The organism is Streptomyces tauricus, assembly GCF_014650955.1.
GTDB lineage: Bacteria > Actinomycetota > Actinomycetes > Streptomycetales > Streptomycetaceae > Streptomyces > Streptomyces tauricus.
The window spans coordinates 985,181-1,012,174 of record NZ_BMVY01000001.1; the positions used below are offsets into that span (position 1 = coordinate 985,181).

The window sequence follows — 26,994 nt, forward strand, 5'->3', positions numbered from 1 at the left end:
CCGTGGAGCCGGTGGAGCCGGTGGAGCCGGTGGAGCCGACGGGATTCGCCGGCTCGGCCTCGCCGGCCGAGGCAGCCGGGGCTGCTGGGGTGGCCGGGGTGGCCACGGCTCCCGGGGTTGCCGGGGCTCCCGGGGTTGCCGGGGCAGCCGGGGTGGCCGCGCTCGTCGCGCGCTCCTTGCCGTACGCGGCTCGCCAGGCGAGGGCGATGGCCACCTCCACCAGTCCGAGCAGGACGAGCCACAGGCCGAGCAGCCGGGTCAGGGCCCGGGCCGACTCGGTCGGCAGGGCCAGCACCACGATCCCGGCGAGGACGGCGATCACCGCCGCGCCGAAGAGGAAACCGCGGTGGGGCAGGCCCTTGGCGACGATCGCCGTGTAGAGGGTGAGGATGCCGGACACCAGCCAGACGACCCCGACGATCAGCGAGAGCGCGGCGATCGTCTGCAGCGGGTTCCGCAGGCAGAGCACCCCGGCGAGGACGTACAGCACCGACAGGAGCAGCCCCGGCAGCCGTTCGCCGAGGTCGTCGCGGGCGAAGGAGGCGACGAACCGGAAGCCGCCGGTCATCAGCAGGTAGAGCCCGATCAGGACCGCGAGGACGTGCAGCGTCTCGTCCGGCCAGACCAGTACGAAGATGCCCGGCACGAGCGTGGCCAGCGCCGAACCGAGGATCCAGGTCCAGGAGCGCCCCAGCCTCGCCAGCACCTCCGCCGGGTCGGCCGACGCCCCCGGGGCCGCCCCGTCGGAGCGGTGAGCCGGTCCTGAACGCGCTGCCGGACCACGCGACACGGTCATGGCTCCTCCTCGCTCGGCCGAACGGCGCCGCGGACGGACCGCCGCCTGGGCGGTGTGGTGACTTCGACCGTCAGCGTCGCTCCCCCCTGGCGGGGCGGGATCACCCCCGACGGGTGATCCCGGCCCGCCGGGGGGACGATGAGGTGGAGGCGCTCGGTACAGGTGCGCGTGGCTCGGGTGCGCATGGTTCGGGTGCCCCTGGCCCAGGTGCGCACGGCCCGGGTGCGCATGGGCACCGTCCGGACGGTTCAGGAGGTTCGCGCCATGGCCATACCGATCGCCTTCACGCCTTCCCTGCCCCCCGCCGAGAGGGCGGCGTACGGCAGGGACGCGCGCAAGCGGGCCTCCCGTTCGTGTCACGGCTGGTTCGAGGCCGAGCAGGACCGGCCCGACCCCGTCGAGGTGATAGAGCGCCAGTCGCGGTCACGGCTGCCCGAGTTGGTGCCGATCCGCTACGGACGCATGCTGGAGTCGCCGTTCCGCTTCTACCGGGGCGCCGCGTCGATCATGGCAGCGGACCTCGGGCCCGTCCCGAACACCGGCCTGACCGTGCAGCTCTGCGGTGACGCCCACCTTCTCAACTTCCGGCTGCTGGCCTCGCCGGAGCGGCACCTGGTGTTCGACATCAACGACTTCGACGAGACCTTGGCCGGGCCCTTCGAATGGGACGTCAAGCGGCTGGCGGCCAGCCTCGCGATCGCCGCGCGCGCCAACGGGTTCTCGGTCAAGAAGCAGGACCGCGTGGTCCGGGCCTGCGTACAGGCGTACCGGCAGCGGATGCGGGCGTTCGCCGGCATGAGCACGCTCGACATCTGGTACGCGCAGGACGACGTCGACCGGATGCGGGAACTGCTGGCCTCGTCGATGGACAAACGGGCCAGGCGCCGTACCGCCGACGCCTCGGCGAAGGCCAGGACCCGCACACATCTCCAGGCCTTCGAGAAGCTCACCCGGGTCACCGCCGAGGGCAGGCGGATCACACCGGACCCACCGCTGATCACTCCGCTGCGGGATCTGCTCACGGACACCTCCGAGGACGATGAGGAGAAGGAGCTGCGGACCGTCGTGGACGGGTACGCGCGGACCCTGTCCTCCGAGCGCCGCCATCTGCTGCGCCGCTACCGGCTCGTGGACATGGCCCGGAAGGTCGTGGGCGTCGGAAGCGTCGGAACACGCTGCTGGATCCTGCTGATGCTCGGCAGGGACGACGGGGATCCCCTGCTGCTGCAGGCCAAGGAGGCGCAGGAGTCGGTTCTCGCCGCGCACACGGGCGGCGACCACTACGACAACCAGGGCCGCCGTGTGGTGGCGGGACAGCGGCTGATCCAGACGACCAGTGACATCTTCCTGGGCTGGACGAACGTCGTGGGCTTCGACGGCCGGAGCCGGGACTTCTACGTACGGCAGCTGCGGGACTGGAAGGGCATCGCCCGGCCGGAGACCATGGACCCCGGGCTGCTGAGCCTGTTCGGGCAGTTGTGCGGTGCCTGTCTGGCGCGGGCGCACGCCCGTTCCGGCGACGCCGTGGCCATCGCCGCCTATCTGGGCGGCAGCGACCGCTTCGACCGCGCGCTCACCGGGTTCGCGCAGGCCTACGCCGACCAGAACGAGCGGGACTTCGAGACCCTGGGCACCGCCGTCCGCTCGGGCAGGGTCCGCGCCGAGAGCCTGTGAGGGAACGTACGCCGCACGCCGGGGATTCCTGGATTCCTACTCCGGGAGCCGGCCTCACTCGGGGAGCTGGCGCATCTCCAGCACCCGGAGGCCCAGCGACCGGCAGCGGGCCAGCAGCCCGAACAGATGTGCCTCGTCGATCACGGGTCCGAACAGGACGGTCTGGCCGGACATCAGCACGTGCTCCAGTTCCGGGAAGGAACCGACCATCGCCTCCGACATGATTCCGTCGACTCTGATCTCGTAGCGCATGAGCTGCTTCTCCCTGGTGACCTGGGACAGGCCCCGTCCGCGCCCCTCATGTCGATCGTCCGGCTCGCCGTACCGCCCGGCCTCACCCCGCGAAGGTGATACGCCACCAGCGCGTCAGCACGTCGATACGTCGATGGGTCGATACGTCAGTGCGTCGGTGCGTCAGTGCGTCACGAACAGCTTGAACGAGATGATCAGCAGGCCGAGCAACAGGTTCACCGCGGCGGTGACGGCCATCAGGCGCCGGGAGGCGCCGCCCCGTCGTGCCGCGGCTGTCGACCAGCCCACCTGACCGGCCACGGCGACGCCGACCGCGAGCCACGCGGTGCTCTCCATGCCGAGGCCCAGCAAGGGACTCGCGGCCACGACGACGGCCGGCGGGACGGCCGCCTTGACGATCGGCCACTCGTCGCGGCACGCGCTCAGGACGGCCCCGCGGTCCAGCTTCCGCTGCTGCACCAGACGCGCGCCGAACACCTGGGCGTGCACGTGCGCGATCCAGAACGCCACTCCGGTGAGCAGCAACAGCAGCACCAGCTCAAGGCGCGGGAACGAGCCGAGCGTGCCGGCTCCGATGATCACGGAGGCGGCGAGCATGGATCCGTAGACGCCACCGGCGTAGTCGGCCCGGGCCCGGCGCTCCGCGGTGCGCACCGCCCTGGGTGTGGCATGTGCGGTGTCGGACATCTCGCTCTCCCTTCGGACGACGACGGCGTCCGCCGGGGTGTCCGTACCGGCCGTCCAGTCCATGGCACGTGACAAGCCCGGACGGCGCCTCACCCTTCGCGGGCGACCCGACGAGCCGCGGTCGCCCCGCCGCACGCGCGGGTCGGTCCGCCGCAGGCGGGTCGGTCCCGCGATCACGGCAGTCGCAGCCGCCCGCGGTCACAGCAGGTGCAACTCGCGCGCGCGGCGGACCGCCTCGTTGCGCCGGTTCACCGCCAGTTTCCGGTAGACGCTCTTGAGGTGGGTCTTGACCGTGTTCACCGAGACGTACAGATCGGCGGCGATCTCCTCCGTCGACATCGTCCGGGCCAGCCGCTGGAGTACATCGCGTTCGCGTCCGCTCAGTTCCTCCACGACCATCGGCGGGGGCCGGTCCTCGGACCGGGGCGCCTCGACGGGCCGCTGCGCACCGGGGACGAGCCAGCCCGCGGCCAGTACCCGCAGGGGTGCCGTGTCCAGAGAAGGCCTGATCCACGCGCCGACTTCGAGGAAGGGACGCCTCAGCCGCTCGCGCCGCGCCTCCCGCAGTGCCTGGGCGACGAGTCCGCGCGACGCCGCCGCGTCACCCGTCCGCGCCGCGGCCTCCGCTCGTACCAAGGTGGCCCGTACGGTCACCGCAGGGCCGGTGCGGCCCTCGGGGCGCACCCTGTCGAGCAGGTCGATCGCCTCGTCCGGCCTGCCCGCGGCGAGCTGGGCACGCGCGGCCCCCACGACACACGCCGCCTGGACGTCGGGGACCGCCTGCAACAGCTTGACGGCCGTCTCGGGGCGGCCTTCGGCCAGGTGGGCCGCGGAGGCGATCAGCGCGGCGTGCCCCTGCGCCCACGGCGAGACGACGTCGGCACGGACGGCGCTCTCCACGGCGGCGAGTGCGGCGCTCGGTTTGCCGCGGGCCAGCAGCAGGCGCGCGGCGACGATCACCCGGCTCGCCTCCGTCACCGGGTCGAGCGGATCGCCCTCCGACCCGCCCCGGCCACGCCGACCGCCTCGACCGGCTCGACCGCCCCGACCGTCCGGGCCGTCTGTCGTGTCGAGGAGTGCCTGGGCATGGCTGAGTTCGCCGCGCTCGACGGCCACGGCTGCCAGGACCAGCCGCGCCATGCCCGAAGGGGGCGCCTGCGCGAGCCCTGACGGATGCGCCGCGCCGGGCGGGAGCGCACGGCCGGTCGGATGCGCCGCATCGGGCGGCTGCGCGGGCCGGGGCCCCTCCGTCCCGGCCGCCGCCGTCGCCATCGTCGCCGCAGTCGTCGTGGCCTCCAGAGCCTTGTGTTCCGCCCTGCAGAGCCAGCCGTCCAGATAGTCGATCAGGGCCAGCCTGCCCAGGCACTCCTCGCGTGCCGCCGCCGTCACAGCCGTGCCGGGGCTCTCGGTCACCGTGGACAGCGCCGCGCGCGCGTCCTCGAAGCGCCCGGCCCACAGCCGTGTGGAGCCGAGGTGGGTCAGCAGGAGGGCGGTGACCTCGGGGTGTCTCTCCAGGAGGTGGGCGGGGATCTCCTCCCGCAGTCCCTCGGCGGCCCGCGCGGCCATCTCCGCCCGCCCCGGTGATCCGGTCAGTCGGGCCGCCAGGGCTTCCAGCAACTCGCAGCTCAGCCGGGCGGCCACCGGCCCCGGTGCCTCGTCCGGCGGACGGCCGTCCCCCTCGGACTCCGCAAGTCCATCGGACCCCTCAAGCCCTTCAAGGCTCCGCCGGGCCCGCCCCAGGTGGGTCAGGCCGTGTTCCAGGTCGCTCCGGGACAGTTCGCGGGCCGCGCGGACGAGATCCGCGGCGGGGCTCGTCGCCTCGGGTCCCATCGGGGCGAACAGCGCGGCGAGGTCGTCGGAGCGAGGGCCGGTGAACAGCTCGCCGATGGCGAGGTCGTCGACGAGCGCACCGGCCGTGAAGTCCCAGTCGCCGGCGGCGACACCGTGGCCGAGCGTCTCGGCGAGGGATCCGGAGGACCGCAGCCAGGCCGCCGCGCGCCGGTGGAGCGCGGGCTCAAGGCCCGGTGAGCGCATCCGCAGATGGGCGCGGAGTATCTCGCCGAACAGCGGGTGGAGGCGGTACCGGCTGTGCCCGAGGTCCTCGACGAACGCGTTCTCGCGACACAGCCCGGCCAGGAGCGGTTCGGCATCGGCGCGTTCCGTCAGCGCGTTCGCCAGAGCGGGACTGAAGCCGTCGAGGACGCTCACCTTCAGCAGGAGGTCCTGGGTCTCGGGCGTCTGCCGCTTGAGCACCTCCGCCAGGAGGAAGTCCGCGACCGTGGAGCGGTCGGCCTCGAACTCCTTGAGGTACCTCTCCGGGTTCGGGCTCTCCTTCGCGGCCAGGGCGCACAGGCGCAGACCCGCGGCCCATCCGCGGGTGCGGTCCACGAGCGCGCTCGCGACGTGCAGGGGAACACGCAGTCCGTGTGTCTCCAGGAGTACGGCCGCCTCCTGCGGCGTGAAGGCCAGCTCCGCGTCCCTGATCTCGGTCATGTCTCCGGCGGCCCGGTAGCGGTGCAGGGGCAGCAGCGGCTCGGTGCGGGTGACGAGGATCAGGCGCAGACCCGCTCCGGCGTGGTGCAGTACGAACTCCAACTGCTCGGCGATCACCTGGTCGGTGACACGGTCGTACTGGTCGAGCACCACGGTCACGGGCAGGTCCCGGGCGCTGAGTTCGGCGGCCAGCCGGGCCAGGAGCGGGTGGTCCACGCGGCCCGCGTCGGTAGCGCCGGCTGCCTCGGCGGGGCAGCTCAGCTCGGCCGACAGCGGCATGCCGGAGGCCCGCAGGGCCTGGAGGAAGTAGGCCCAGAACATGGCCGGTTGCTGGTCGGTCGCCTCCGTGGTCAGCCAGGCCAGGGGCTCGGTGCGCCCCGTGGCCCAGTCGGCGACCAGCAGGGTCTTGCCCGCCCCGGCCGCCCCGTTGACCATGGTCAGCGGGGTCGGGCAGGACCGGTCGAGATGCCGGACCAGGCGGTCGCGGCGGAGGAACATCGCCGGACGCGCGGGTATGGCGAATCTGGTGCGCAGAAAGGGGTCGCCCCGGGGGTCGGCATGTGGTGCTGTCGGTGCCGAATCGCTCTCCTCGAACCCGGCCATGGCGCTCACCACCACTGTTCGTCAGCCCATACGCGCAAGCGCTCCTCCCAGCGCTCCTCCCTCAGCATCCCAGGGTTCCCCGGTACCCGCGCGTCGCGCGGGTCGCCCCCGCGTTCCTCAGTCGAGGGCGTCCATCTCCTTGTCGAGGGAGAGTGCGGCCGTGATGAGCGCCAGGTGTGTGAACGCCTGCGGGAAGTTTCCGAGCTGCTCCCCCGTCGAGCCGATCTCCTCCGCGAACAGGCCCACGGGGTTGGCGTAGGTGAGCATCTTGTCGAAGGCGTACCTGGCCGGGCCGAGCTGACCCGCCTGCGCCAGCGCGTCGACGTACAGGAAGCTGCACAGGGAGAACGTGCCCTCGTTGCCGCGCAGGCCGTCCGGGGACGCCTGCGGGTCGTAGCGCTGGACGAGGCTGTCGGAGACGAGTTCCTGTTCCATCGCGTCGAGGGTCGACAGCCAGCGCGGGTCCTTGGGCGAGATGAACCCCACGGAGGGCATGAGCAGCAGAGACGCGTCGAGAGTGGTGTCCTCGTAGTTCTGGACGAACGACTGCCGTCGGGTGCTCCAGCCGCGCTCCATCACCTGGCGCAGGATGTTGTCCCGGGCCGCGGTCCACTCGGGGACGTCGGCGGGCCGGGCGAAGTCACGGGCCATCCGGATGCCCCGGTCGAAGGCGACCCAGCACATGAGCCGGCTGTAGGTGAAGTCCTTCTGGCCGCCCCGGGTCTCCCAGATCCCCTCGTCGGGCCGGTCCCAGGCCTTGACCAGCCAGTCCAGCACCCCGGACAGGGCCAGCCAGCCGTCGTACGGCGGTGCGTTGCCGGCGCCCTGCACGGTGTGCGAGAGGGCCAGGACGGCCTCTCCGTAGATGTCGAGCTGGAGCTGTCCCGCGGCGCCGTTGCCCGCGTACACCGGTGCCGAACCGCGGTAGCCCTCGAAGTGGTCGAGGGGCACCTCGGGCAGCTCGGGGTCGCCGTCGACGCGGTACATGATCTGCAGGGGCTCTCCGCTGACCGTGCGGCCCGCCTTCACCCGGTCGCCGAGCCAGCTGCGGAAGGCGTGCGCCTCCTCGACATGGCCGAGGCCCAGCAGGGCGCCGACCGACATCGATCCGTCGCGCACCCAGGTGTAGCGGTAGTCCCAGTTGCGCCCGCCGCCGATCTGTTCGGGGAGCCCCATGGTGGGTGCCGCGACGGGGGCCCCGGTCGGCGCGTAGGTGAGCAGCTTGAGGGTGATGGCCGCCCTGTTCACCATGTCCTGCCAGCGTCCGCGGTAGTGGCTGCGGCGGACCCAGGCGTGCCAGAAGTCCCGGGTGCTCTCGAACAGCGCCCGGACGTCCGCGGGTGTCAGGGGCGATACGGGGGTGTCGTCGGTGTCGCCCACCGTCAGGACGAGGGCGGCGAAATCCCCTTGCTCCATGGTCAGTTCGCCGCGGACGTCGTCGCCGTCGCCGCTCCACCGCACCGGGCCGACCGTCTGCACCACGGCCTGGGCGCCGGGGGCGTCGAAGCGCACGGCGTCCGTGCCGAGGTCGACGCGGTGCCCGGCACGGCCGTAGTCGAAGCGTGGCCGGCACTCCAGTGAGAAGCGGACCCGGCCGCGGGTCACCCGCAGGATTCGTACGACCCGGTGTCGGCCCGCCGCGCGCTCGGGGTGCTCCACCGGCATGAAGTCGATCACTTCGCCGACGCCCGACTCCGTCAGGAAACGGGTCACCAGGATCGCGGTGTCCTGAAGGTAGATCTGCACCGGTGGCTGGGCGGTGTCGGCGGTCACGGTGAAGTGACCACCGCGTTCGTGGTCGAGGAGCGAGGCGAACACACTGGGCGAGTCGAACCTGGGCGCGCACAGCCAGTCGATCGTGCCGTCGGAGGAGACCAGTGCGGCGGTCTGGAGGTCGCCCACCAGTCCGTGGTCGGCGATGGGGGGATAGCGTCGCATGGTCGGTGCTCCCTTCCGGCCGGAGCGCCCCCGGGCATCGGATGTCCCGGCACCGTGTCACGCCCCACGACTGCCAACATCGCCGGGCCGGGCCGCGTGGACCTCCCCCGCGACGGGTGAGATCGCCCGCCGCAACGCAAGGCGCAGAGTCCGCACGCCTTGCTGACGCGCCCCGAAGGCGTCTTTCAGGGGCGCGGGGAACTGCGCACCGGGGGTTCGGGGGCGGAGCCCCCGAGGGCAGTGACGGGGCGCCCGGCCGCTCAGGAGAACAGGGCGTCCAGATCCGGCTTCTTGTCGCCGAAGAGCCCGTCCCGCTCACCGAGCGACGCCAGCTTCTCCAGGGAGGCCATGTCCACCTCGGACGGCCAGCTGGGCAGCGTGAGCTTCGCCAGGACATCGCCGCCGATCTTGGTGTACGTCGTCAGGACCTGGCGTGCCTCGTCGGGGTGTTCGGTGGCGTACGTGAGGGACTCGGTCATCGCCTCGGTGAACTTCTTCACCAGGTCCGGGTCCTCCTTCGCGAGTTCGGCCGAGGTGAAGTACGTGGCCACGGTGAGCTTCGGGTCCGTCTCGGCGAACGGTGACGCCACGACACGGGCGCCCTTCGCCTTGGCGATGGTCATCGCGGGCTCGCCCATCCACGCGGCGTCCACACGTCCGTCGTCCAGTGCCGCCGGCATCTGGTCGAACGGGATCTCCACGAACTTGACCTCGGACGGATCGCCGCCGGCCACGCGGACCGACTCGCGCACCGTGGTGTCCCCGATGTTCTTCAGGGTGTTCACCGCGACCGTGTGCCCGGCGAGGTCCTCGGCCGACTTGATCGGGCTGTCCTTGCTGACGCCCACCCCGGTGACGTCACCCCCGACCTTGCCGTTGGACGCCGCGCCGTTCACCACGGATCTGACCGGGACTCCCTTGACCTGGGCGACCATCAGTGACGTGGTGTTGCTGAAGCCGAACTGGAACTGGCCGCTCACCACTCCGGGAATGATCGCCGCGCCGCCCTGGGCGCTCACCATGTCGAGCTCGATGCCACGGCTCGCGAAGAATCCCTTCTTCTGTCCCAGGTAGAGCGGGGCCACATCGACGATCGGAATGATGCCGACCTTGACCCGTGCGGTCTTGTTCCCGTCCGAGGACGACGAACCGTCGGCCCCCGAGTCGGAAGAGCCGCAACCGGCCGCGGCGACGATCGTGGTCAGCACGGCGACAAGCCCGAGAACGCGCCTTCGCATGGGCTCCTCCTGCAGCTCGGTGCTACGGCTCGGCCTATGTTGTGCATTTTCGTGACGGCAGGAATCTACAGGCCTACTTTCGCGCTGTCAGCACTCAGGACAAGGCCGGCCGCGCACTCCGAGAGGGACGGCACGCACCGAAGATCCTTTACGCGCGCCCCTCGCTTTCACGCGACCATCGCAACTTGATTTCGAAATCCACTTCTTCCGACACGAGTGATCCGGCCGTTCGGAGGACTCTCTTCGAATTCTCGAACGGCCGCGTTTGGACCGGCTCTCTCCGGTCAGCCGTAACAGTAGATCGCACGGACGAAGCACCAGTGAGGACGTGAACCGCAGTGGCCAAGAACGAGAAGTCGAAGGCGAAGACCGAGCAGGCCAAGGGCAAGGTCAAGGAGACCCTGGGCAAGGCCGTCGGCAACGAGCGTCTGACTGCCGAGGGCAAGGCGGAGCAGTCCAAGGGTGACGCCCGCCAGGCCAAGGAGAAGACCAAGGACGCATTCCGGCATTGAGGATCACCTAATGCGGAGGGCCCGTCGCATGCTCTTGCGGCGGGCCTGCTTCTTTTTCAGGCGAAGGAGCGAGAAATGCTCATGGAGCACCGGACGTCCGTCACCGGCGCGGCGGCCGTCCCGTCCCGGCCCACCACCTCCGGACCCCGTAGTCCGGCCGAGGTGCGCGAAGAGGTGAGGTACGCGCTCGCACAGGCCCGTCGGTCCCGGCGGCGCGAGGCCCTCGGCGGTGACGACATCATCGTCGACGCCTTGCTCGTGGCCTCGGAGCTGACGACCAACGCGATGCTGCACGGCGGCGGTGTCACCGGGTTCGAGGTGACACTGGAGGACCAGGAAGTACGGCTGTCGGTGAGCGACCGCAGCCAGGAGTTCCCCAGGCCGGCGGAGCACGTCGACGAGCGGGGCTTCATGCGGCCCGGCGGCCATGGCTGGCCGATCGTCTGCCGTCTCGCCCGTGACATCACGATCTCGGAACTCCAGGCCGGCGGTAAGCGCATCACGGCCGTGGTGCCGTTCACCCGCCGATAGGGCGCGGCCCACCCGAGTGCCGCGTACGGCCGCCCTCGGATCCGCGTACGACCCCACTCCGCGCGCAGCCCGCCCCGCGCGCAGCCGACCCCGCGCGAAGCCCGTTCCCGCGTACGGCCGAGCAGGTACGGGCCTGTCCGACACACACGTCGGACCGGCCGCACCCGGGGGTACAGCCGGTCCGCCGATCCTCTGATGTCACGGGAAGCGTCCGCAGCGGTCACGACCTCACCGTTCGGATATGAACGGGCAGCCGTCCGCAGGAGTCAGTTCTTCACGATCTCGCGTACGTTGTCGACCGACCCGCAGCCGGACTTCAGTCGCTGCGCCCGCTCCTTGAGAAAGGCCGCGCCGAGTTCTTCGCGGCGCTCCATGGCGACGTTCTCCCGCGCCCCGTTGAGGATGGTCCGCTCCTCCTCGTCGGTGTGGTGCGCGATGGCCTCCACGAGCTCTTCCAGCTTCTCGTCCCATTCGTCCGAGCCGATCTCGTCGACCTCCAGGAGGGCGAGCAGCGCCTTGTTTCCCTCCTCGTGCTCCTCCTCGCCGTGCTCCACTTCCTCGTCGTCGATGTCCTGGTAGCGCTTGAGGGCGGGGTAGACCTTGGCCTCCTCCGCGAGCGCGTGGGCGATCAGGAGGTCGGCGAACTCCTTCAGCGCGGACGCCCGGTCCGCCTCGACACTGCGCATCTGCCGGAAGAGGTCCTCCATCTTCCGGTGGTCCTCAAGTATGAGTTCGACGACATCTCGTGTCTCAGGCATGGTGCGTTGGGCCTTCCTCGCTGGAAATCTCGCTGGGCATCTCGCCGGACATACGGTCCAGCGACACGTGTGCCCCCGCGATCGAGGAAGAAAAGCACCAGTGGGGAAGGACCTTGCCCGGGCGCCGCAGGCGTCAGGCGGTGAGCGCCTGCCGGGGCACGTCGGCCGCCGTCGCCGGGGCACGCACCACGGAACGCACGGCGGGGCGGGCCGCGGGACGCACCGGATACGTCGTCTTCGAGGGGTCGATCACCGGGTCGCCCAGCACCAGCCGGCCCGCCGCGTGCAGCGCGTCGCACTCCTCCGTGGGCAGGGCCACATAACAGCCTCCGTACCCGGAGCCGGCCGTGGCCGGCTGCCAGTAGCCGTACCGGCGGCGGCCGTTGGCGTGCACGGTCAGGCAGACGGGGACGCGCTGCACCGTGATCAGCCGCAGCACCTCGGAACCGCCGGCGCCGAGGGGCGCGGGCGCGGGGGTGCGCGGAACGGATCGCAGCAGGGTCAGCGGCGCTCCGTCCGAGGTTCGCGGCACGGCACGGCGGTGGAGGGTGGACGTCATGTGCGTGCGGCCTTTCGAGGGACGGGTTCGATCGCGTATCGCCTGGAGCGATGACGTTCTCGCTGCTCGGCATTCTTCCTGAGGGCACTGACAACGCGGTGCGCGGGCACTCCGGGCCGCTGCCCGGAGCCGCCCCTCACCTGCGGGCGGGCGGAGGCGGCGCATGATGTGCGCGTCCTTCCAGCTCACCCTGGACGAAGGGATCGTCGGCGCTGTCGTACGCCCCGGCGTGATCGAAGAGCGCTTCGGTGATGCGCTCCCACTCGTCGATCTCCGCCTGCGCGATCAATGCGTCCCGGCCGGTGCGCGAGCCCTTCTCGGCCGCCTTGCGGGCGTCCTCCCACGCGGTCTTCGCCTCGTGGTGCCGCATTCCCTGCGCGGATCGCCGTACCCGCTGCCATGCGTCACGCTCGTCCTCGGACGGCTCCACCACCTCGTCGCTCGTGTCGTCGACGAGACCGGACGCTCGGTCGTGCTGCGGGCTCACTGCTACACCTCGCTGGGGTACGGCGCGGAAAACTGCCTTAGGCAGTCCCGTCTGCCCCCGTCACGGGAGCCGACACCTGTAAGTGATGACGAGCCGTTACCTCAGCGGGTTCCCGTTGACCCGGGTCGGTGAGGTCCGCGTGCGCCACGCACCACGGACATCACCCTGCGCGGCGTCCCCGCTACGCGGTGTTGTCCCGGGAGGTGCGGCTGCGGATGCGTCGTCGCAGAGTGCGTCGTTCGGCCTCGCTCTTGCCACCCCAGACGCCGATGCTCTGGCCCGTGTCGAGCGCCCAGTTCAGACACTCCTCACGCACGGGGCAGCGCCGGCAGACGGACTTCGCGTCCTCGATCTGCACAAGCGCGGGGCCTGTGCTACCGATGGGGAAGAAGAGGTCGGGATCGACGGTGCGGCATTCCGCGTACTCGCGCCAGCCCTCCATGGGGGCCTCCTTCGGTCGCAGTGGTGTTGTTCACGGGGTTCGGTCCCCCTTCGGGTCACCCAGGACCGCCCCGGTGAAACAGGAAGTCTTGTGGGACAGTGCTGCCCGGACCTCCGCGAGACGCCGACGATCACGTACTTCACGCACGGAAACGCCTGGCCCGGCGCGACGCGGACGCCCGGATGGCAAGATGGGCCTTCACGAGGTGTCCAGGGATGCTTCACCAAAAGAGCAGGTGACAGATGTCTGAGGTGCCGGGCGAACTCTGGGAGCAGTTCGCGATCGCCGTGGCGGAGATGGCCAGGGACCTGCTGGCGCAGGACTCCGCCCAGGGCACCCTCGACCGTGTCGTGGAGCATGCGAAGGTCCTGATCAACGGGTGTGACGAGGCCGGCATCCTCACGGTGCGGCAGGGCGAGGTGCACGCACTGGCGGCCACCAGCGACCTGGTGCGCCGGTCGGACCGCATCCAGCAGGACTTGCAGGAAGGCCCCTGCTTCGACGCGGTGACCGACCGTCAGCAGATCTACGCCATCGAGGACCTGCGGGAGCCGAGCAAGCAGTGGCCCCGCCTGGCCCCCGAGCTGAGGAAGCTGGGCATGGGAAGCATGATGGGCTTCCTCCTCTTCACCGAGGACGACAATCTCGGCGCCCTGAACGTGTACTCGTACAAGCCGGACACCTTCGACGAGACCGCGCGGCGGGCCGGCTGGATCCTCGCCTCCCACGCGGCCGTGGCCTTCTCCGCGGCCCGTACGCATCAGCAGCTGAGCCACGCCATGGAGACCCGGCACGAGATCGGTGAGGCCATGGGCATCCTGATGGAGCGCTACGGACTGACCGAGGACACGGCTTTCAAGGTGCTCAAGAAGACGTCGCAGGACCGCAACGTCAAGCTGCGCGAGATCGCCCGCCAGATCTGCCGGACCGGCGAGAAACCCGCCTGACGCCCGGCCGGCCTGTCCGACCCGGCCGACCCGGCTTACTCGTCCCGTCCGCGCGCCCCCTCCGTCACAGGAAGCGGCGGATGGGGATGACGGCCGCCTCCCGGGCCCGCTGCACGGCGGAACGCCTCTTCCAGCGGCCCTTCTCGATCAGGGTGCTGACGGTCAGGTCCTCGTCGAAGTGGGCGTCGAGCGTCGCCGTGAACTCCTCGTCCAGCACGGCGAGCATGATCTCCTCGTCGTGGTCGAGCGAGCGGCGGTTGAAGTTGGTCGAGCCGACCAGCGAGGCGACGTTGTCCACGGTGATGACCTTGGCGTGCATCATCGTCGGCTGGTACTGGTAAATCTTCACACCACAGGCGGTGAGGTCCTCGTAGTAGTGCTGGCCGGCCAGCTGGCAGACCCTCTTGTCCGTGTGCGGGCCGGGCAGCAGGATCTCCACCCGCACGCCCCGGCGGGCCGCGGCACACAGCAGCTCGACGAAGAACGCGTCCGGCGAGAAGTAGGCGGTGGCCAGCCGGAAGCGCTCCTCGGCCGATTCCAGCATCACCCGCAGCAGGGTCTGCATGTCCTGCCAGCCGAAGCTGGCCGAGCCGCGCACCACCTGCACCACGGCCCCGCCCTCGGGGGTGTGCGCGACGAAGCGGTCACGGTCGTCGAAGAGCTCCTTGTGGCACTCCGCCCAGTTCTGCGCGAACGCGGCGGCGATACCGTCCACGGCCGGTCCGCGGATCTCGGCGTGGGTGTCGCGCCACTCGCGCTCGTTGCGCGCGTCGCCGCACCACTCCTCGGCGATCCCCACCCCGCCGGTGAACGCGGTCCGTTCGTCGACGACGAGAACCTTGCGGTGGCAGCGGTGGTTCTGCTTGAGCGGCGAGAGGGCGAGCGGTTTGCGGAACCACGCCACCTGCACCCCGGCCTCCTCCATGGCCGCCAGCAGGTCCTTCTCGATCAGCCTGCTGCCGAAGCCGTCCAGCAGCAGGCGTACGCGCACACCGTCCCGGGCCCGTTCGGCGAGCGCCTGCGCGAACTCGCGGGCGATGTCGCCCTTCCAGTACACGAAGGTCATCATGTCCACGGTGTGTTCGGCGGACCGGATGCCCGCCAGCATCGCGGCGAAGATCTCGTCGCCGTTGCGCAGAGCGGTGAGGGAGTTCCCCTCGGTCGCCGCGATGCCGATGAGTCTCTCCAGCCGCCGCCGTATCCGTTCCGCGCGGTGCGCGTACTCCGGCGACGACCACGCCTCCGAAGGGCGCGGCGACCTCTCCGCCTGGTCCCGCGTGTCCGGCTGGTCCCGCGTGTTCGGCTGGTTCCGAGTATCCGGCTGGTCCTGCGTACTGGTCATGGCATCACCCGGCCGGCACAGAGAGGAGACAGGAGGACACGCGCTGCCCGGTCCGGCACGGGCGCGGCCAGCAGACTGTACTCCGGGAGCCTGGGTGCTCATGGACGGACGTCTTCGTAATTGACCGGGGTTGAGCAGACATGGTCTTGAGGAAGCCGGGCAGGAGACGAACAACTTGCTTTCTAGTTAAGGCGGCACCGTGACTACCTCCGTGAACACCCGCGAGGCATCTGACTGCAGCACGGGCGTGCAGGAGGCCGCGGGCGACCTGCCGTGGATCGAGGACGGGGGCAAGGTCGCTCCCAAGGACGCGCGGGTACTGTCCCGGCTCTTCCTCGACCGGCTGCAGGAGCTCGAAGAGGGCACCCACGAATACCAGTACGCCCGCAACACCCTGATCGAGATGAACCTCTCCCTGGTCAGCTTCGCGGCCCGCCGGTTCCGCAACCGGGGCAGCGGTGACATGGAGGACGTCATCCAGGTCGGCACCATCGGCCTGATCAAGGCGATCGACCGCTTCGACCTGTCGCGCGAGGTCGAGTTCACCTCCTTCGCGATCCCCTACATCGTCGGCGAGATCAAGCGCTTCTTCCGGGACACCACCTGGGCCGTGCACGTCCCGCGGCGGCTGCAGGAGCTGCGTGTCTCCCTCGCCAAGAGCAAGGAAGCCCTCGCCGCCACGCTGAACCGCCCGCCGACGGTCAAGGAACTCGCCGTCCATCTGGACCTGAGCGAGGAAGAGGTCATAGAGGGCCTGGTCGCCGCCAACGGTTACGTGGCCGGCTCGATCGACACCCCCGGTGGCGACGACGACTCCAGCGACGGCGGTCCGAAGTACGCGGACACCCTGGGCGAGGAAGACCCGGCGATGGACCTCTTCGAGGACCTGCACACGCTCGCGCCCCTCCTCCAGCAGCTCGACGACCGGGAGCGGACCATCATCGAGATGCGCTTCGGCCGGGAGATGACCCAGGCGGAGATCGGCCGCGAGCTGAACCTCTCCCAGATGCACATCTCGCGTCTGCTGACCCGCACGCTCAGCCGCCTGCGCGCCGGACTGCTCGCCGCGTGACGGCTACTGCCGCGCCGGACCGACTGCTGTCGCCCCTACGACGGACCCCGCACGTGTGACGGAACCCACATGCGTAACCGGCCCGGCATGTGTGACAGGACCGATGTGACAGGACCGAAAGGACGAGCAAGGCCGTGAGTGACGAGCAGGACCCGCTCCGGGAGTCGGCCGCGCCGATCGTGACCGAGCCAGTGCCGGATCTCCAGCTGCAGATGTTGGTGCGCCTGGTCGGCCAGGACCCGCAGGCGGCGCTGCCGATCACCCTGTTCATCGGGGGTGGTCTCCTCTACGGCGACCTCATCTCGCACAAGGCGTGGAAGACCGACTGGGCGCGCAGCCTGCGGGGTGTCGACGGACCCGGCGCGCAGTTGCTGGAGCGGTTCCCCGAGCAGGTGGACGAGGCGGTCTCCGACAAGCAGGGGCGTCCGATCCCGCAGCGGCTGCCGCAGTGGATCCATCTGCGGGACGCCACCAGCGTCACCGGGGCGGGCGGCCCCGTCGTGATGCCCCTGTGGCGGGGGCGGCTCACCGATGTCTCCGGCTGGTCCCTGGGCAAGCCCGACAGCTCCCTCGGCGAAGCAGAGGACAGCCGCCTCTGACGTATCCGAGGCAGACGGGCGAACGGGCCCGTCCAGTCCCCGGCCCTCAGCCGACGCTCCTTCGCGGGCCCCCCGAGACGCCTGGACCGCCCGAGGCACCTGAGGCACCTGAGGCACCTGAGGCACCTGAGACATCCGGACCTCGCGAGACAGACGTGCGCAGCGTGCCGACCGTCTTCAGCAGCCGGTCCGCGGGCTCCTTGAGCCGGGGATGTGCCAGCACCGTGTTCCGCAGGCCGCGCACCGGTCTGCGCCACAGCCGGTGTGCCGTTGCCACCGGGTGGGGACGCGTCGCGAAACCCTCCCCCACCCGCAGCTCCCGGGTCTTGAGCCAGTCCTTGTACTCCTTGTCGCCACGGCCCAGATCCAGGACCCGTACGCCCTCCCGGCCCGCGGCCTCCGCCATCCTGAGGTGCATGATCAGCCCGGGCGAGTAGTAGCGCAGTGCGGGGTCGTACGCGGTGAACCAGGCGGCGAACACCGTGCGCGACCTGGGGCCGAAGTGCGCGGCCACCGGCCGGTCGCCGGCGTACACCACGGAGAGGATGCCGGTGAAGTGCTCCTCACGGACCTGGAACAGGTGCTCCACCGTGTTCACGATCCAGGGGCGCGCGAAGCGGTCCATCCGTGCCGTCCTGCGGTACTGGGCGGACTTCCACTCCATGAGCGTGCGCAGCATCGCGGGGTCGCGTTCGTCGAAGACGAACCGCAGCTCGCCCAGATCGCGCCCCAGGCGGCGTTCCTTCTTCAGGGTCGTCTTGGCCAGTCCCGGGTACGCGCCGCGCAGCCACTCCGCATAACTGCCGTCCCCTGCCTTCAGGTCGACGACCGGGGACGCGAACGTCCCCGTGACATAGCGGGTGAACGGTTTCTGTTCCTCGACGAGGTGGTCGAACTCGAAGACGGACAGCCCACAGGCGCGCAGCAGTTCATGGGTGTCCCAGGTGACTCCGGGCCGGTGCACGAGGGCCTGGCAGTCGGACAGGCCGAGCCCGATGGCCCGCCCCACACCGAGGGAGTTGCGCTCGTACGGGAAGAAGCCCACGGCCTCTCCGTCCTCGTGCAGGACCGCCACCCGCGCCCCGGCGCGGTGGGTGCCGATGCCTGCCGCGAACTCGGGGGACAGAAAGGGGTTGGCGTAGTCGGGTGACGCGTCCGCCGCCCGGTGCCAGTCCCGGCGCAGCGACTCGCTCAGTGACTCGGGTCTGTGAATCCTTATGTCCGCCCCAGTGGACCGCATGGACAATCGCCCCCCGTTTCCCCCTGAACGCGCCCTACGCGCCCTCCGCGTCCCGACACCTCATCACCCCACGTCACCTCGCCGGCCGACGGCTGAGGCCCGAAGTGTCCACGAGGATCAAACGTCGCGAAACAGTACGCAGCCTGTCAAGGGTGGTGGTCGTAACGAAAGAGGTGCGAGTCGGGTGCACCGGTCGGTCAGTTCGTAACGTCACCTTGAAGGTTGAATTCGAGACATGACTTCACGTCAGCGGTCAGGTGTCCCTCGCACACCTCGCCGCCTGCGCCTTTGTGGCCCGCGGCAGTGTGTCAGGGGCCAAGGAACTGCGGGGACGGTCCTGACAACTTCGGGATCATGGCCTGATGATGCGAGTAGCATCCGGCCCCAGCACCACACGATGACGAGGAAAGGTAACTGCCATGTCCGAAGTCGAATCGGCCGCCACGCAGCTCAAGACCCAGTACGCCGCCCAGGTGTCTGCGGACCTCGAACGCAACACCAAGGAGCAGGAACGTATCGGCGCCGAAGTGGAGGCGCTGCAGGAGCAGTTGAGCGCTCTGCAGCACGACCAGACCCTGCTGGCCGAGCTGCAGCGGGCGCTGGGTGGTGACCAGGCAGCCGCGAACGCCAAGGGTGGCTCCGTGCCCGCGCCTTCGGTGCCGCGTCAGGCCACGGCCACGGCGGGCGGGCGGAAGAAGGCCACCACCGCGAAGTCGGCCGCCAAGCCGGCCGCCACGAAGGCCACCGCCAAGTCGGCCTCGAAGACCGCGGTTTCGAAGCCCGCTGTCTCGAAGACCGCCGCCACCGCAAAGCCCGCGGCTGCGAAGTCCACCGCCTCGAAGACCGCCTCTTCGAAGACCGGCGCCTCGAAGACCGGGGCCCAGTCCGGCGCGGCCGAGTCCGGTCCGGCGAAGCCCACGCTCGTCGAGCTCATCCGCGAACACCTGGGCCGGCAGTCCGAGCCGCGCTCGTCCGCCGAGGTCGCCACGGCGCTGGCGGAGGCGCACCCCGAGCGCGAGATCAAGCCCAAGGTCGTCCGCACCACGGTGGAAGGACTGGTCGCCAAGGGCCAGGTCCAGCGCACCAAGCAGGGGTCCTCCGTCTTCTACACGACGTCCAAGGCCGCTCCGGCCGAGACCTCCGCGGAACAGGACACCGCCCCGGAGACCGCCACCGTCTGACCACCACTCGGCGCCCGCCCGGCCGACGGGGCGCGGTGACCCCGCCGGCCAGTGGCTGCCGGTCGTTGACCGCCGACCGTTGACCGCCGGTCGGTGACTGTCGGTCAGGTGGTGGCGCAGGTACTGCCGTTGAGGGTGAACGCGGTCGGGACGGTGTTCACGGAGCCCTTGTTCGCGGTGAAGCCGACGGCGACCGAACCGCTCGCGGGGATGGTGGAGGTGTACGAGGCGTTGGCGACACTCACCGTCGCACCGCTCTGGGTCGGGGTGCCGCCCCACATGTTGGAGACCGTCTGGCCGTTGGCGAAGGCGAAGACCAGCTTCCAGCCGCTGATCGCGGCGGTGCCCGTGTTGCGGATGGTGATCTCGCCCTGGAAGCCGCCCGGCCACTCGCTGGACACGCGGTAGCCGACGGAGCAGCTCGTGCCGGGTGTGCTGCCGCCGTCGGCGGTGGTGACGTTCACCGTGGCCGAGCGGGCCGAGCGGTTCCCGGCCGCGTCACGTGCGTAGACGGCGAAGGTGTACGCCGTGTTGGCGGTGAGCCCGGTCACGGTGGCGGTGTTGGTCGTGGCCGCGGCGACCGTGGTCTCGCCGCCTCCACTGACCCGGACGATGTCGTAGGCGGTGACACCCACGTTGTCGGTGGCGGCGGTCCAGGTGAGGTTCACCGAGGTGGCCGCCACGGCGGAGGCGCTGGGGGTGCCCGGAGCGGTCGGGGCCTGGGTGTCTCCCGGGTTCGAGCCGCCGTAGATCGTGGCTTCCTTCGAGGTCTGGGCGATGCCGTTGGCGCCGTTGAAGATGCGTTGGCCCCAGGAGCTGAGCCGGCTGGGGTCGAAACCGATCGCCAGGTCCAGGACGGGATCGGTGTTGCCGCTCCAGGACCAGGCGAGGTAGCCGAGTCTCAGCTGCTGCGCCGCGGCCATCATGGTGTCCTCGTCCGGATCGCCCCACTGGTCGGCGGGGCCGCCGAACTCTCCGATGAGGATGGGCAGTCCGGCGGTGACGAACGCGTTCAGGTAGTCGGTGATCTCCGCCGCGGTGTCGAAGACGCTGTACATGTGGATCGAGAAGATCAGGTTGCCGGTGGTGTCGGCGTCGTAGACGGCCTGGGCGTTGGCCCGCATGACTCCTTGCCAGTCCTGGCCCCAGTTGGGCGCGTCCACCATGATGGTGTGCTCGAATCCGGCGCCGCGCAGTTTCTTGACGGCGGCGACCGTGGGATCGGTCCAGCCCTCGGGGTTGGTGTTGCCCCAGGGCTCGTTGCCGATGTTGACGATGACGTAGTTCTCCTGGCCGGTGAGCACGCTCTTGAGACTGATCCAGTAGTCGGCCGCGTGGTCGAGCGTGCCGGCCGCGGTGTCCTCGCCGTAACCGGTGGTGTCGTGCACCTCCAGGACGCAGATCAGCCGGTTGGCCTTGCACTGGGCGATGACGGCGGCCACGTCCTCGGGGCTGTTCCTGCTCCAGCGGTGACCGTCGGAGAGGACGACGCGGACGGTGTTGGCGCCGAGTGCCTTGATGTCGGCGAGCGACTGCGTCTCGCCCGGGTACCAGGTGTGGGCGTGATTGACGCCGCGCATGACGAAATCGTTGCCGTTGCCTTCCAGCAGGCGGCCGTCGTCGATATGGAGGCCGGTCGCGAGGGCGCCGGACGACTCTCCGGGCTGCTGGGCGTACGCGGCGGCCGGTACGAGGGCACCGAGAACGACGAGTCCGAGGAAGGCGGCCAGCCCGGCAAGTAACGCGCTGACCGGGTTCTTTCGTGTCGTGCTTCTTGTTCTTCTCACTGCGACTCCAGGGAGTGAGCGCCAAGAAACTTGGGTTCCGGAAATGTGGGAGCGCTCCCATAGAGTCATCTTGCCAGGAGCACGTCAAGACTTGACGCATGCTCCGCCTTGTAACGGATGTGCCGGAGGGGCCTGCGGGGAGGCCCCTCCCTGACGCGTCAGGCCCCGGCGGCTCCGGGGAACCGGGGCGAGCCGAATCGACGACCCCGCAGCATCTCTTGTGAGCCGGCGCCCCGGTGGCCTGTTCCGGGAACCCCGGGAGCGCAGTCCGTACGTACCCTGGGAGCAGGGAGCAGGGAGCAGGCTGCGGAAGGGGCGCCGTCGCGATGGCGGGACAGTCGTGCACGGGATGCGCCGGGACCATGGGGTCCCTGCGGGAGGAGCTGCAACAGGCCGCGGAGGAACGGTCCCTCGCGGGCCTACCGTCGCCCCGCCCGAAGAGCGGGCAGCCGCCCGCCCCGACCGGGGACGACCTGGTGGCACTCTTCGAACGTCAGGTGACCGGGCTGGAACACGACTTCGGACCCGACCACCCGGACACCTTGAGCGCGCGCAACAACCTCGCGGGCGCCCTGGTGCAAGCAGGCCGTCTGAAGCAGGCCGTGACCCTGTCCGAGCGGAACCTGGCCGACAGCGAACGCGTCCTGGGAACCGCCGACCCCTTTACGCTGACCTGCCGGAACAACCTCGCGGGCGCGTACGAGGCGGACGGCGCCCCGGACCGTGCCGTCCCGCTCTACGAGAGCGCGCTGACGGCCCGCGAACGCGTCCTGGGACCAACCGGCCTGCTCACCCTGCGGTGCCGGGACAATCTCGCGCGCGCCCACGAGTCGACAGGCAATTTCTCCCGCGCAGTCCCGCTCCACGAGCGCACCCTGACCGACCGTGAACGCGTCCTGGGTGCCGCCCGTCCCGACACCCTGCTCTCCCGCTGCAACCTCGCCCACGCCCACCACATGGCGGGAAACCCCGCGCTCGGTGCCGAGTTGTTCACGCGCGCCCTCGCCGACAGCGAGCGGGGCCTCGGTTCCGGGCACGCCGTGACACGGCACATCCGGGAAATGCTGAACCATGCGCAGGGCGGCTGAACAGGCGCTCCGTTCCCGGCGGGAGCACCGGCGCGCGCCGCGTGACCACTCTCACGCCCCCCGACGGCCGCTTGTCACCACCCCGGTACGCGCACTACTGTCACCACGCCTTGGTGCTCGGGAAATCGGTGTGATGCCGGTGCGGCCCTCGCCACTGTGATCGGGAAGTCCGGCTCCGGCCCTCACGGGCAGCCACTGGGTCCTCGGACCCGGGAAGGCGGAGCACGGGTGGTGTTACCCGTAAGCCAGGAGACCGGCCAAGGCGCGTCAACCATCCACGAGGTGCTGGAGAGGGTCTGCTGAGCCATGCACATAGCCGAGGGTTTCCTTCCTCCGGCGCACGCGGTCGCCTGGGGCGTCGCGTCGGCGCCGTTCGTCGTCCACGGGGTCCGGTCGCTCACCCGTGAGGTCAGAGAACATCCCGAGAGCACGCTCCTCATCGGCGCGTCGGGGGCCTTCACCTTCGTTCTCTCCGCGCTGAAACTGCCGTCGGTGACCGGCAGCTGTTCGCATCCCACCGGCACCGGCCTCGGAGCCATCCTGTTCCGGCCGCCGATCATGGCGGTCCTGGGCACCATCACCCTGCTCTTCCAGGCGCTGCTGCTCGCGCACGGCGGACTGACGACGCTGGGCGCCAACGTCTTCTCGATGGCGATCGTCGGACCGTGGGCCGGCTACGCGGTGTACCGGCTGCTGCGGCGGTTCGACGTGCCGCTGATGGTCGCGGTGTTCTTCGCCGCGTTCGTCGCCGACCTGTCCACCTACTGCGTCACCAGCGTGCAGCTGGCGCTCGCGTTCCCCGACCCGAGCAGCGGATTCCTGGGCGCGCTCGGCAAGTTCGGCTCGATCTTCGCCGTCACCCAGCTCCCGCTCGCGGTGAGCGAGGGCCTGCTCACCGTGCTCGTGATGCGGCTGCTGGTGCAGTCGAGCAAGGGCGAACTGACCCGGCTCGGCGTGTTCCTGGCGAAGAAGCAGTCCCGGACCGAAACAGCCGACGCGACCGAGGCGGTGGCCCGATGAGCCGTAACGCGAAGATCAACGCCCTGCTGCTGCTCGTCGTGGCCGCGCTCGCCGTGCTGCCGCTGGCCCTCGGCATGGGCGACCACAAGAAGGAGCCGTTCGCGGGCGCCGACGCGGAGGCGGAGACCGCGATCACCGAGATCGAGCCGGACTACGAACCGTGGTTCTCCCCCCTGTACGAGCCGCCGTCCGGGGAGATCGAGTCGGCACTGTTCGCCCTTCAGGCCGCCCTCGGCGCGGGCGTCCTCGCCTACTACTTCGGCCTGCGCCGAGGCAGGCGCCAGGGTGAACTGCGTGTCCTCGCACAGCGGGAGGCCGGCGAGGGCCCGGCGGCGGGGGCACCCGGCGGCGCCGCCGAGTCCGCGGCCGGACCGCGACCGACCGAACGGGCCTGAACCTTCGTGCTGCCGATCGACGCGGCGGCGCACAGCAGTCGCTGGCGCCGCCGCCACCCCGTGGACAAGGCCGTGCTCGGTCTCGGCCTGACCGTACTGGCCATCTCGCTCCCGCCCTGGCCGGGCGCAGCCCTGGTCCTGGTGACCGCCCTCACCGTGCTGCTGGGCCCGGCCGCCGTACCCGGCCGCCGGCTCTGGCGCGCCTGGCGGGTGCCGCTGGGCTTCTGTGTGACCGGCGCGCTCCCTCTGCTGCTCCAGGTCGGCGGCCCCGACGGGTTCGTGACCCTGGCGGAGGGCGGTCCGGTGCGCGCCGGGGAACTCCTGCTGCGTACCTCCGCCGCCTCCCTCGGTGTGCTCCTGTTCGCCTTCACCACTCCCCTGTCCGACCTGCTGCCACGGCTGGTGAACGCCGGGGTGCCCGCGCCGGTCGTCGACGTGGCCCTGGTGACGTACCGGATGAGCTTCCTGCTCCTGGACTCCGTACGCCGGATCAGGGAGGCGCAGGCCGCTCGGCTCGGGCACACCACGCGGGCCGCCGCCTGGCGTTCACTGGCCGGGCTCGGCGCCACCGCCTTCGTCCGGGCCTTCGACAGGGCCACCCGGCTGCAGGCCGGACTGGCCGGACGCGGTTACGACGGCACCCTGCGCGTCCTGGTGCCGCAGGCCCGGATCTCCGTGCGCTTCACCCTCGCCAGTGCCGCGCTGCTCGCGGCACTGGCCGCACTCACCCTCGTACTGGAAAGGCCGCTGCGATGAGCGAGCCCGTGCTGGTCTCCCTGCGGGGCGCGTCCTACGCGTACGAGGACGGTCCGACCGTGCTCAGCGGCCTCGACTTCGAGGTGCGCGCGGGGCGCGCGCTCGCCCTGCTCGGCCGCAACGGCAGCGGCAAGACCACCCTGATGCGGCTGCTCAGCGGCGGACTGCGCCCGGCCACCGGGCAGTTGAGCGTCGAGGACCGCCCGGTCCGGTACGACCGCAAGGGCCTGACCCTGCTGCGTACGACCGTCCAGCTGGTGGTCCAGGACCCGGACGACCAGTTGTTCGCCGCGTCCGTCTTCCAGGACGTGTCGTTCGGACCACTGAACCTCGGCCTGCCCGACACCGAGGTACGGGCCAGGGTGGACGAGGCGCTCGCCGCACTGGACATCTCGGCCCTGGCCGAACGCCCCACCCATCTCCTCTCCTACGGACAGCGCAAGCGGACCGCCATCGCGGGCGCCGTGGCGATGCGGCCGCGGGTCCTGATCCTCGACGAACCGACCGCGGGGCTAGACCCGGACGGACAGGAACGGCTGCTCGCGACCCTCGACGGGCTGCGCGGGAGCGGCACCACCGTGGTGATGGCGACGCACGACGTGGACCTCGCGCTGCGCTGGGCCGACGACGCGGCGCTCCTCACCCCGTCCGGAACCGTCACCGGTCCCGCGGGCACGACCCTCGCCCGTACGGACCTCCTGGAGCAGGCGGGACTGCGGCTGCCGTGGGGTATCGCGGTGGCTGAACTCCTGCGCGCGCAGGGCCTGTTGGGCACCGCGTCCACCGGCCCGCGCACCGCGGGGGAACTGGCCGCGCTGACCTCGCGCCGCTCCGCTCCCCCGGTGCCGGCCGACAGCTGACCACCGTCAGTCGGCAGGCGTCAGCCGGGTCACCCTGCCGCGGGCGTCGGCCTGCAGATAGCCGCTCCTGGCGTGGTCGTCGGTGAGGTAGAGCATGATCTCCGCCGGCCTGTCGAACACATCGTTCGGCGACTTGACCAGCAGGTAGCGGCTGGCCGCCTTGCCGACGTTCAGCTTCTTCTCCGCCTCGGCGAACAGGGCGGGGAGCCTGTCCCAGTCGAAGCCGTCCAGGGTCATGGGCTGAGCTCCACCGGCCAGCTGAGCCTTGATCGTGCCTTCTTGCACGCCCCGGCCCACGTAGTAGGTGTACTGGTCGTAGCTGGTCCGGCTGCCTTCGACCATCACCTGCGCGGAGAGGTAGTCGGGGTAGACCGTGATGGTGCCGTACCGGTCGCGGCCCGTCTCCTTCTCCAGGGCCTTGAGCGCGGAGCGGATACCGGCCGGTGTCAGCAGGTCGGTGTCGTCCGCCTGTTCCGACTGGTCCGCCTGTTCCGACTTGTCGCTCCCGTCGCTCCCGCCGTTCTTGTCGTTCTTGTCGTTCTTGTCCGAGGGGGTGTCGGCCGGGGGGCTCGCCGTCGCGCTGTTCGTCGGGGTGCCCGAGGCCGACGAACCCGAGCCGTCCCCGTCGGGCAGCAGGGTCCACGCCAGTACGCCCACCAGTACCGTCCCGACGGCGGACAGCGTCACCGTGGTCCCGCGTCCCCGCCTCGCCGACCGTACGGGCCGTGCGGTCGTGGGACCGGACGGCCCGGGTACCGCGTCCTGTGGTTGTGCGGGTGCGGGTGCGGGTGCGAGACGGTAGGAGGTGGGTTCCGAGGGAGCCTCATGGGCTTCGGGTACGGCACCGGTCTCCGCCACGGCCGCCAGCAGCCGGTCGAGCGTGTCGGCGTCCGGGCGCGCCGGCGGATCCTTCACCAGCACCCGCATCAGCACGTCCGCCAGCGGACCTGCCTGCCGGGGCGGCGGCACGTCCTCGTACAGGACTGCCGCCAGGGTGGCCATCGTCGTGCCGCGGCGCAGGGGATGCTCGCCCTCCACCGCGGCGTACAGCATCATCGCCAGCGACCACAGGTCCGACGCAGGTCCGCCGTCGTCGCCCGCGATGCGCTCGGGTGCCATGTAGTCGGGCGTACCGATGATCGAGCCGGTGGTGGTGAGGGCCGTCGACTCCCGGATCGCCGCGATCCCGAAGTCCGTGAGCACGGGGCGGCCGTCGGGGCGCAGCAGGACGTTGGCGGGCTTGACGTCCCGGTGCTGGATCCCGGCGTCGTGCGCGGCCCGCAGCGCGGCCAGTACCTCCCGCCCGAGCTGTGCCGTCTCCACGGGGTCCGTCGGGCCGCGCTCCAGTCGGTCGGCGAGCGAGCCGCCGCCGACCAGTTCCATCACGATCCACGGATACGTCCCCTCGCCGCCGTCGACGATGTGATGGATCGTCACGACGTTCGGGTGGTCGATCCTCGCGAGTGCCCTGGCCTCGCGCAGCACCCGTTCCCGCAGCAGCCGCGCGCCCCGCGGGTCGTACTCGGCGAGGTCGATGTCCGGCGGCCGGACCTCCTTGACCGCCACGCTCCGGTGCAGGGCGAGGTCGGTGGCCCGCCAGACCGTGCCCATCCCGCCGCCGCCGAGCCGTGCCTCCAGCCGGAACCGCCCGTCGATGACCCGTCTGCCGGAGTCCCCGTTGCTCATGCGCGGGAGCTTAGAGGACGGGTACGACAAGGGCTCCGCCGGGCGGGTGGG

25 protein-coding genes, 1 pseudogene and 1 riboswitch are annotated in these 26,994 nt (G+C 70.7%); of the genes and pseudogenes, 12 read left to right on the top strand and 14 right to left on the bottom strand.

Annotated features, from left to right (window positions below):
• Positions 1-145: 145 nt before the first annotated feature.
• Positions 146-796, bottom strand: a pseudogene (locus IE278_RS42885) (HdeD family acid-resistance protein); the annotation flags it as partial.
• A gap of 264 nt (positions 797-1,060) precedes the next feature.
• Here IE278_RS42885 and IE278_RS04205 point away from each other — a divergent pair.
• A complete protein-coding gene (locus IE278_RS04205; protein WP_189768751.1) occupies positions 1,061-2,470 on the top strand; it encodes a DUF2252 domain-containing protein in 1,410 nt (469 codons plus the stop codon).
• A 54-nt stretch (positions 2,471-2,524) separates the two neighbouring features.
• Here IE278_RS04205 and IE278_RS04210 read toward each other — a convergent pair whose 3' ends face one another.
• The 5 genes from IE278_RS04210 to IE278_RS04230 form a co-directional block, all read right to left on the bottom strand.
• Complete coding sequence (locus IE278_RS04210; RefSeq protein WP_189768753.1) at positions 2,525-2,722, bottom strand: DUF8691 family protein; 198 nt, start codon at positions 2,720-2,722, stop codon at positions 2,525-2,527.
• 162 nt (positions 2,723-2,884) lie between these two features.
• Positions 2,885-3,409 carry a hypothetical protein gene (locus IE278_RS04215; RefSeq protein WP_189769090.1) on the bottom strand — a complete coding sequence of 175 codons (525 nt, stop codon included), beginning with the start codon at positions 3,407-3,409 and terminating at the stop codon, positions 2,885-2,887.
• Positions 3,410-3,607: 198 nt separating this feature from the next.
• On the bottom strand, positions 3,608-6,505 hold the full coding sequence (locus IE278_RS04220; RefSeq protein WP_189768755.1) for a winged helix-turn-helix domain-containing protein: 2,898 nt from the start codon (positions 6,503-6,505) through the stop codon (positions 3,608-3,610).
• A gap of 117 nt (positions 6,506-6,622) precedes the next feature.
• A complete protein-coding gene (locus tag IE278_RS04225) occupies positions 6,623-8,443 on the bottom strand; it encodes a glycoside hydrolase family 15 protein (protein ID WP_189768757.1) in 1,821 nt (606 codons plus the stop codon).
• Between the two features lie 260 nt (positions 8,444-8,703).
• Positions 8,704-9,681 (bottom strand): ABC transporter substrate-binding protein, encoded by a 978-nt coding sequence (locus IE278_RS04230; protein WP_189768759.1) that lies wholly within the window; start codon positions 9,679-9,681, stop codon positions 8,704-8,706.
• Positions 9,682-10,019: 338 nt separating this feature from the next.
• Here IE278_RS04230 and IE278_RS04235 point away from each other — a divergent pair, with 338 nt between their 5' ends.
• Positions 10,020-10,193: a CsbD family protein gene (locus tag IE278_RS04235; protein ID WP_189768761.1), complete on the top strand. Its 174-nt coding sequence runs from the start codon at positions 10,020-10,022 to the stop codon at positions 10,191-10,193.
• Positions 10,194-10,268: 75 nt separating this feature from the next.
• Positions 10,269-10,724 carry an ATP-binding protein gene (locus IE278_RS04240; RefSeq protein WP_373311885.1) on the top strand — a complete coding sequence of 152 codons (456 nt, stop codon included), beginning with the start codon at positions 10,269-10,271 and terminating at the stop codon, positions 10,722-10,724.
• 266 nt (positions 10,725-10,990) lie between these two features.
• Here IE278_RS04240 and IE278_RS04245 read toward each other — a convergent pair whose 3' ends face one another.
• The 4 genes from IE278_RS04245 to IE278_RS04260 all read right to left on the bottom strand — a co-directional run bounded on the left by IE278_RS04245 (position 10,991) and on the right by IE278_RS04260 (position 12,970).
• Positions 10,991-11,482 (bottom strand): hemerythrin domain-containing protein, encoded by a 492-nt coding sequence (locus tag IE278_RS04245; protein WP_189768765.1) that lies wholly within the window; start codon positions 11,480-11,482, stop codon positions 10,991-10,993.
• A gap of 133 nt (positions 11,483-11,615) precedes the next feature.
• The gene (locus IE278_RS04250; RefSeq protein ID WP_246569822.1) at positions 11,616-12,041 is read right to left on the bottom strand and encodes a cell envelope biogenesis protein OmpA; all 426 of its coding nucleotides are present in this window, start codon (positions 12,039-12,041) and stop codon (positions 11,616-11,618) included.
• Between the two features lie 136 nt (positions 12,042-12,177).
• Positions 12,178-12,528 (bottom strand): hypothetical protein, encoded by a 351-nt coding sequence (locus IE278_RS04255; RefSeq protein WP_189768767.1) that lies wholly within the window; start codon positions 12,526-12,528, stop codon positions 12,178-12,180.
• Positions 12,529-12,709: 181 nt separating this feature from the next.
• Positions 12,710-12,970: a WhiB family transcriptional regulator gene (locus tag IE278_RS04260; protein WP_107014992.1), complete on the bottom strand. Its 261-nt coding sequence runs from the start codon at positions 12,968-12,970 to the stop codon at positions 12,710-12,712.
• Between the two features lie 242 nt (positions 12,971-13,212).
• Here IE278_RS04260 and IE278_RS04265 point away from each other — a divergent pair, with 242 nt between their 5' ends.
• Complete coding sequence (locus IE278_RS04265) at positions 13,213-13,917, top strand: GAF and ANTAR domain-containing protein (protein ID WP_189768768.1); 705 nt, start codon at positions 13,213-13,215, stop codon at positions 13,915-13,917.
• Between the two features lie 64 nt (positions 13,918-13,981).
• On the opposite strand, the gene IE278_RS04270 is transcribed toward IE278_RS04265, so the two are convergent.
• The gene (locus tag IE278_RS04270; RefSeq protein WP_189768769.1) at positions 13,982-15,259 is read right to left on the bottom strand and encodes a phospholipase D-like domain-containing protein; all 1,278 of its coding nucleotides are present in this window, start codon (positions 15,257-15,259) and stop codon (positions 13,982-13,984) included.
• 199 nt (positions 15,260-15,458) lie between these two features.
• On the opposite strand from IE278_RS04270, the gene IE278_RS04275 reads away from it, so the two are divergent.
• The gene (locus IE278_RS04275) at positions 15,459-16,331 is read left to right on the top strand and encodes a SigB/SigF/SigG family RNA polymerase sigma factor (protein ID WP_373311886.1); all 873 of its coding nucleotides are present in this window, start codon (positions 15,459-15,461) and stop codon (positions 16,329-16,331) included.
• Between the two features lie 134 nt (positions 16,332-16,465).
• Complete coding sequence (locus IE278_RS04280) at positions 16,466-16,930, top strand: GvpU-like protein (RefSeq protein WP_189768770.1); 465 nt, start codon at positions 16,466-16,468, stop codon at positions 16,928-16,930.
• Positions 16,931-16,976: 46 nt separating this feature from the next.
• On the opposite strand, the gene IE278_RS04285 is transcribed toward IE278_RS04280, so the two are convergent.
• Positions 16,977-18,170, bottom strand: coding sequence for a GNAT family N-acetyltransferase (locus IE278_RS04285; protein WP_189768771.1), 1,194 nt, complete (start codon positions 18,168-18,170; stop codon positions 16,977-16,979).
• Positions 18,171-18,589: 419 nt separating this feature from the next.
• Between IE278_RS04285 and IE278_RS04290 the strand changes: the two genes are divergently transcribed.
• A complete protein-coding gene (locus IE278_RS04290; RefSeq protein WP_189768772.1) occupies positions 18,590-19,351 on the top strand; it encodes a hypothetical protein in 762 nt (253 codons plus the stop codon).
• 104 nt (positions 19,352-19,455) lie between these two features.
• Here IE278_RS04290 and IE278_RS04295 read toward each other — a convergent pair whose 3' ends face one another.
• Positions 19,456-21,138 carry a cellulase family glycosylhydrolase gene (locus tag IE278_RS04295; protein WP_246569825.1) on the bottom strand — a complete coding sequence of 561 codons (1,683 nt, stop codon included), beginning with the start codon at positions 21,136-21,138 and terminating at the stop codon, positions 19,456-19,458.
• A 362-nt stretch (positions 21,139-21,500) separates the two neighbouring features.
• On the opposite strand from IE278_RS04295, the gene IE278_RS04300 reads away from it, so the two are divergent.
• From IE278_RS04300 to IE278_RS04320, 5 genes are all read left to right on the top strand, one after another.
• Positions 21,501-22,226: a tetratricopeptide repeat protein gene (locus tag IE278_RS04300; protein ID WP_189768776.1), complete on the top strand. Its 726-nt coding sequence runs from the start codon at positions 21,501-21,503 to the stop codon at positions 22,224-22,226.
• Between the two features lie 94 nt (positions 22,227-22,320).
• A riboswitch (cobalamin riboswitch) is annotated at positions 22,321-22,502 on the top strand.
• 30 nt (positions 22,503-22,532) lie between these two features.
• Positions 22,533-23,246 carry an energy-coupling factor ABC transporter permease gene (locus tag IE278_RS04305; protein WP_189768778.1) on the top strand — a complete coding sequence of 238 codons (714 nt, stop codon included), beginning with the start codon at positions 22,533-22,535 and terminating at the stop codon, positions 23,244-23,246.
• Positions 23,243-23,641 (top strand): energy-coupling factor ABC transporter substrate-binding protein, encoded by a 399-nt coding sequence (locus IE278_RS04310; RefSeq protein ID WP_189768780.1) that lies wholly within the window; start codon positions 23,243-23,245, stop codon positions 23,639-23,641. Before IE278_RS04305 ends, IE278_RS04310 begins: the two co-directional genes overlap by 4 nt.
• Positions 23,642-23,647: 6 nt before the next feature.
• Positions 23,648-24,397 carry a cobalt ECF transporter T component CbiQ gene (cbiQ, locus tag IE278_RS04315; RefSeq protein WP_189768782.1) on the top strand — a complete coding sequence of 250 codons (750 nt, stop codon included), beginning with the start codon at positions 23,648-23,650 and terminating at the stop codon, positions 24,395-24,397.
• Complete coding sequence (locus tag IE278_RS04320; RefSeq protein WP_189768784.1) at positions 24,394-25,257, top strand: energy-coupling factor ABC transporter ATP-binding protein; 864 nt, start codon at positions 24,394-24,396, stop codon at positions 25,255-25,257. Before cbiQ ends, IE278_RS04320 begins: the two co-directional genes overlap by 4 nt.
• A gap of 6 nt (positions 25,258-25,263) precedes the next feature.
• Here IE278_RS04320 and IE278_RS04325 read toward each other — a convergent pair whose 3' ends face one another.
• Positions 25,264-26,943, bottom strand: coding sequence for a serine/threonine-protein kinase (locus IE278_RS04325; RefSeq protein ID WP_189768786.1), 1,680 nt, complete (start codon positions 26,941-26,943; stop codon positions 25,264-25,266).
• Positions 26,944-26,994: the final 51 nt, after the last annotated feature.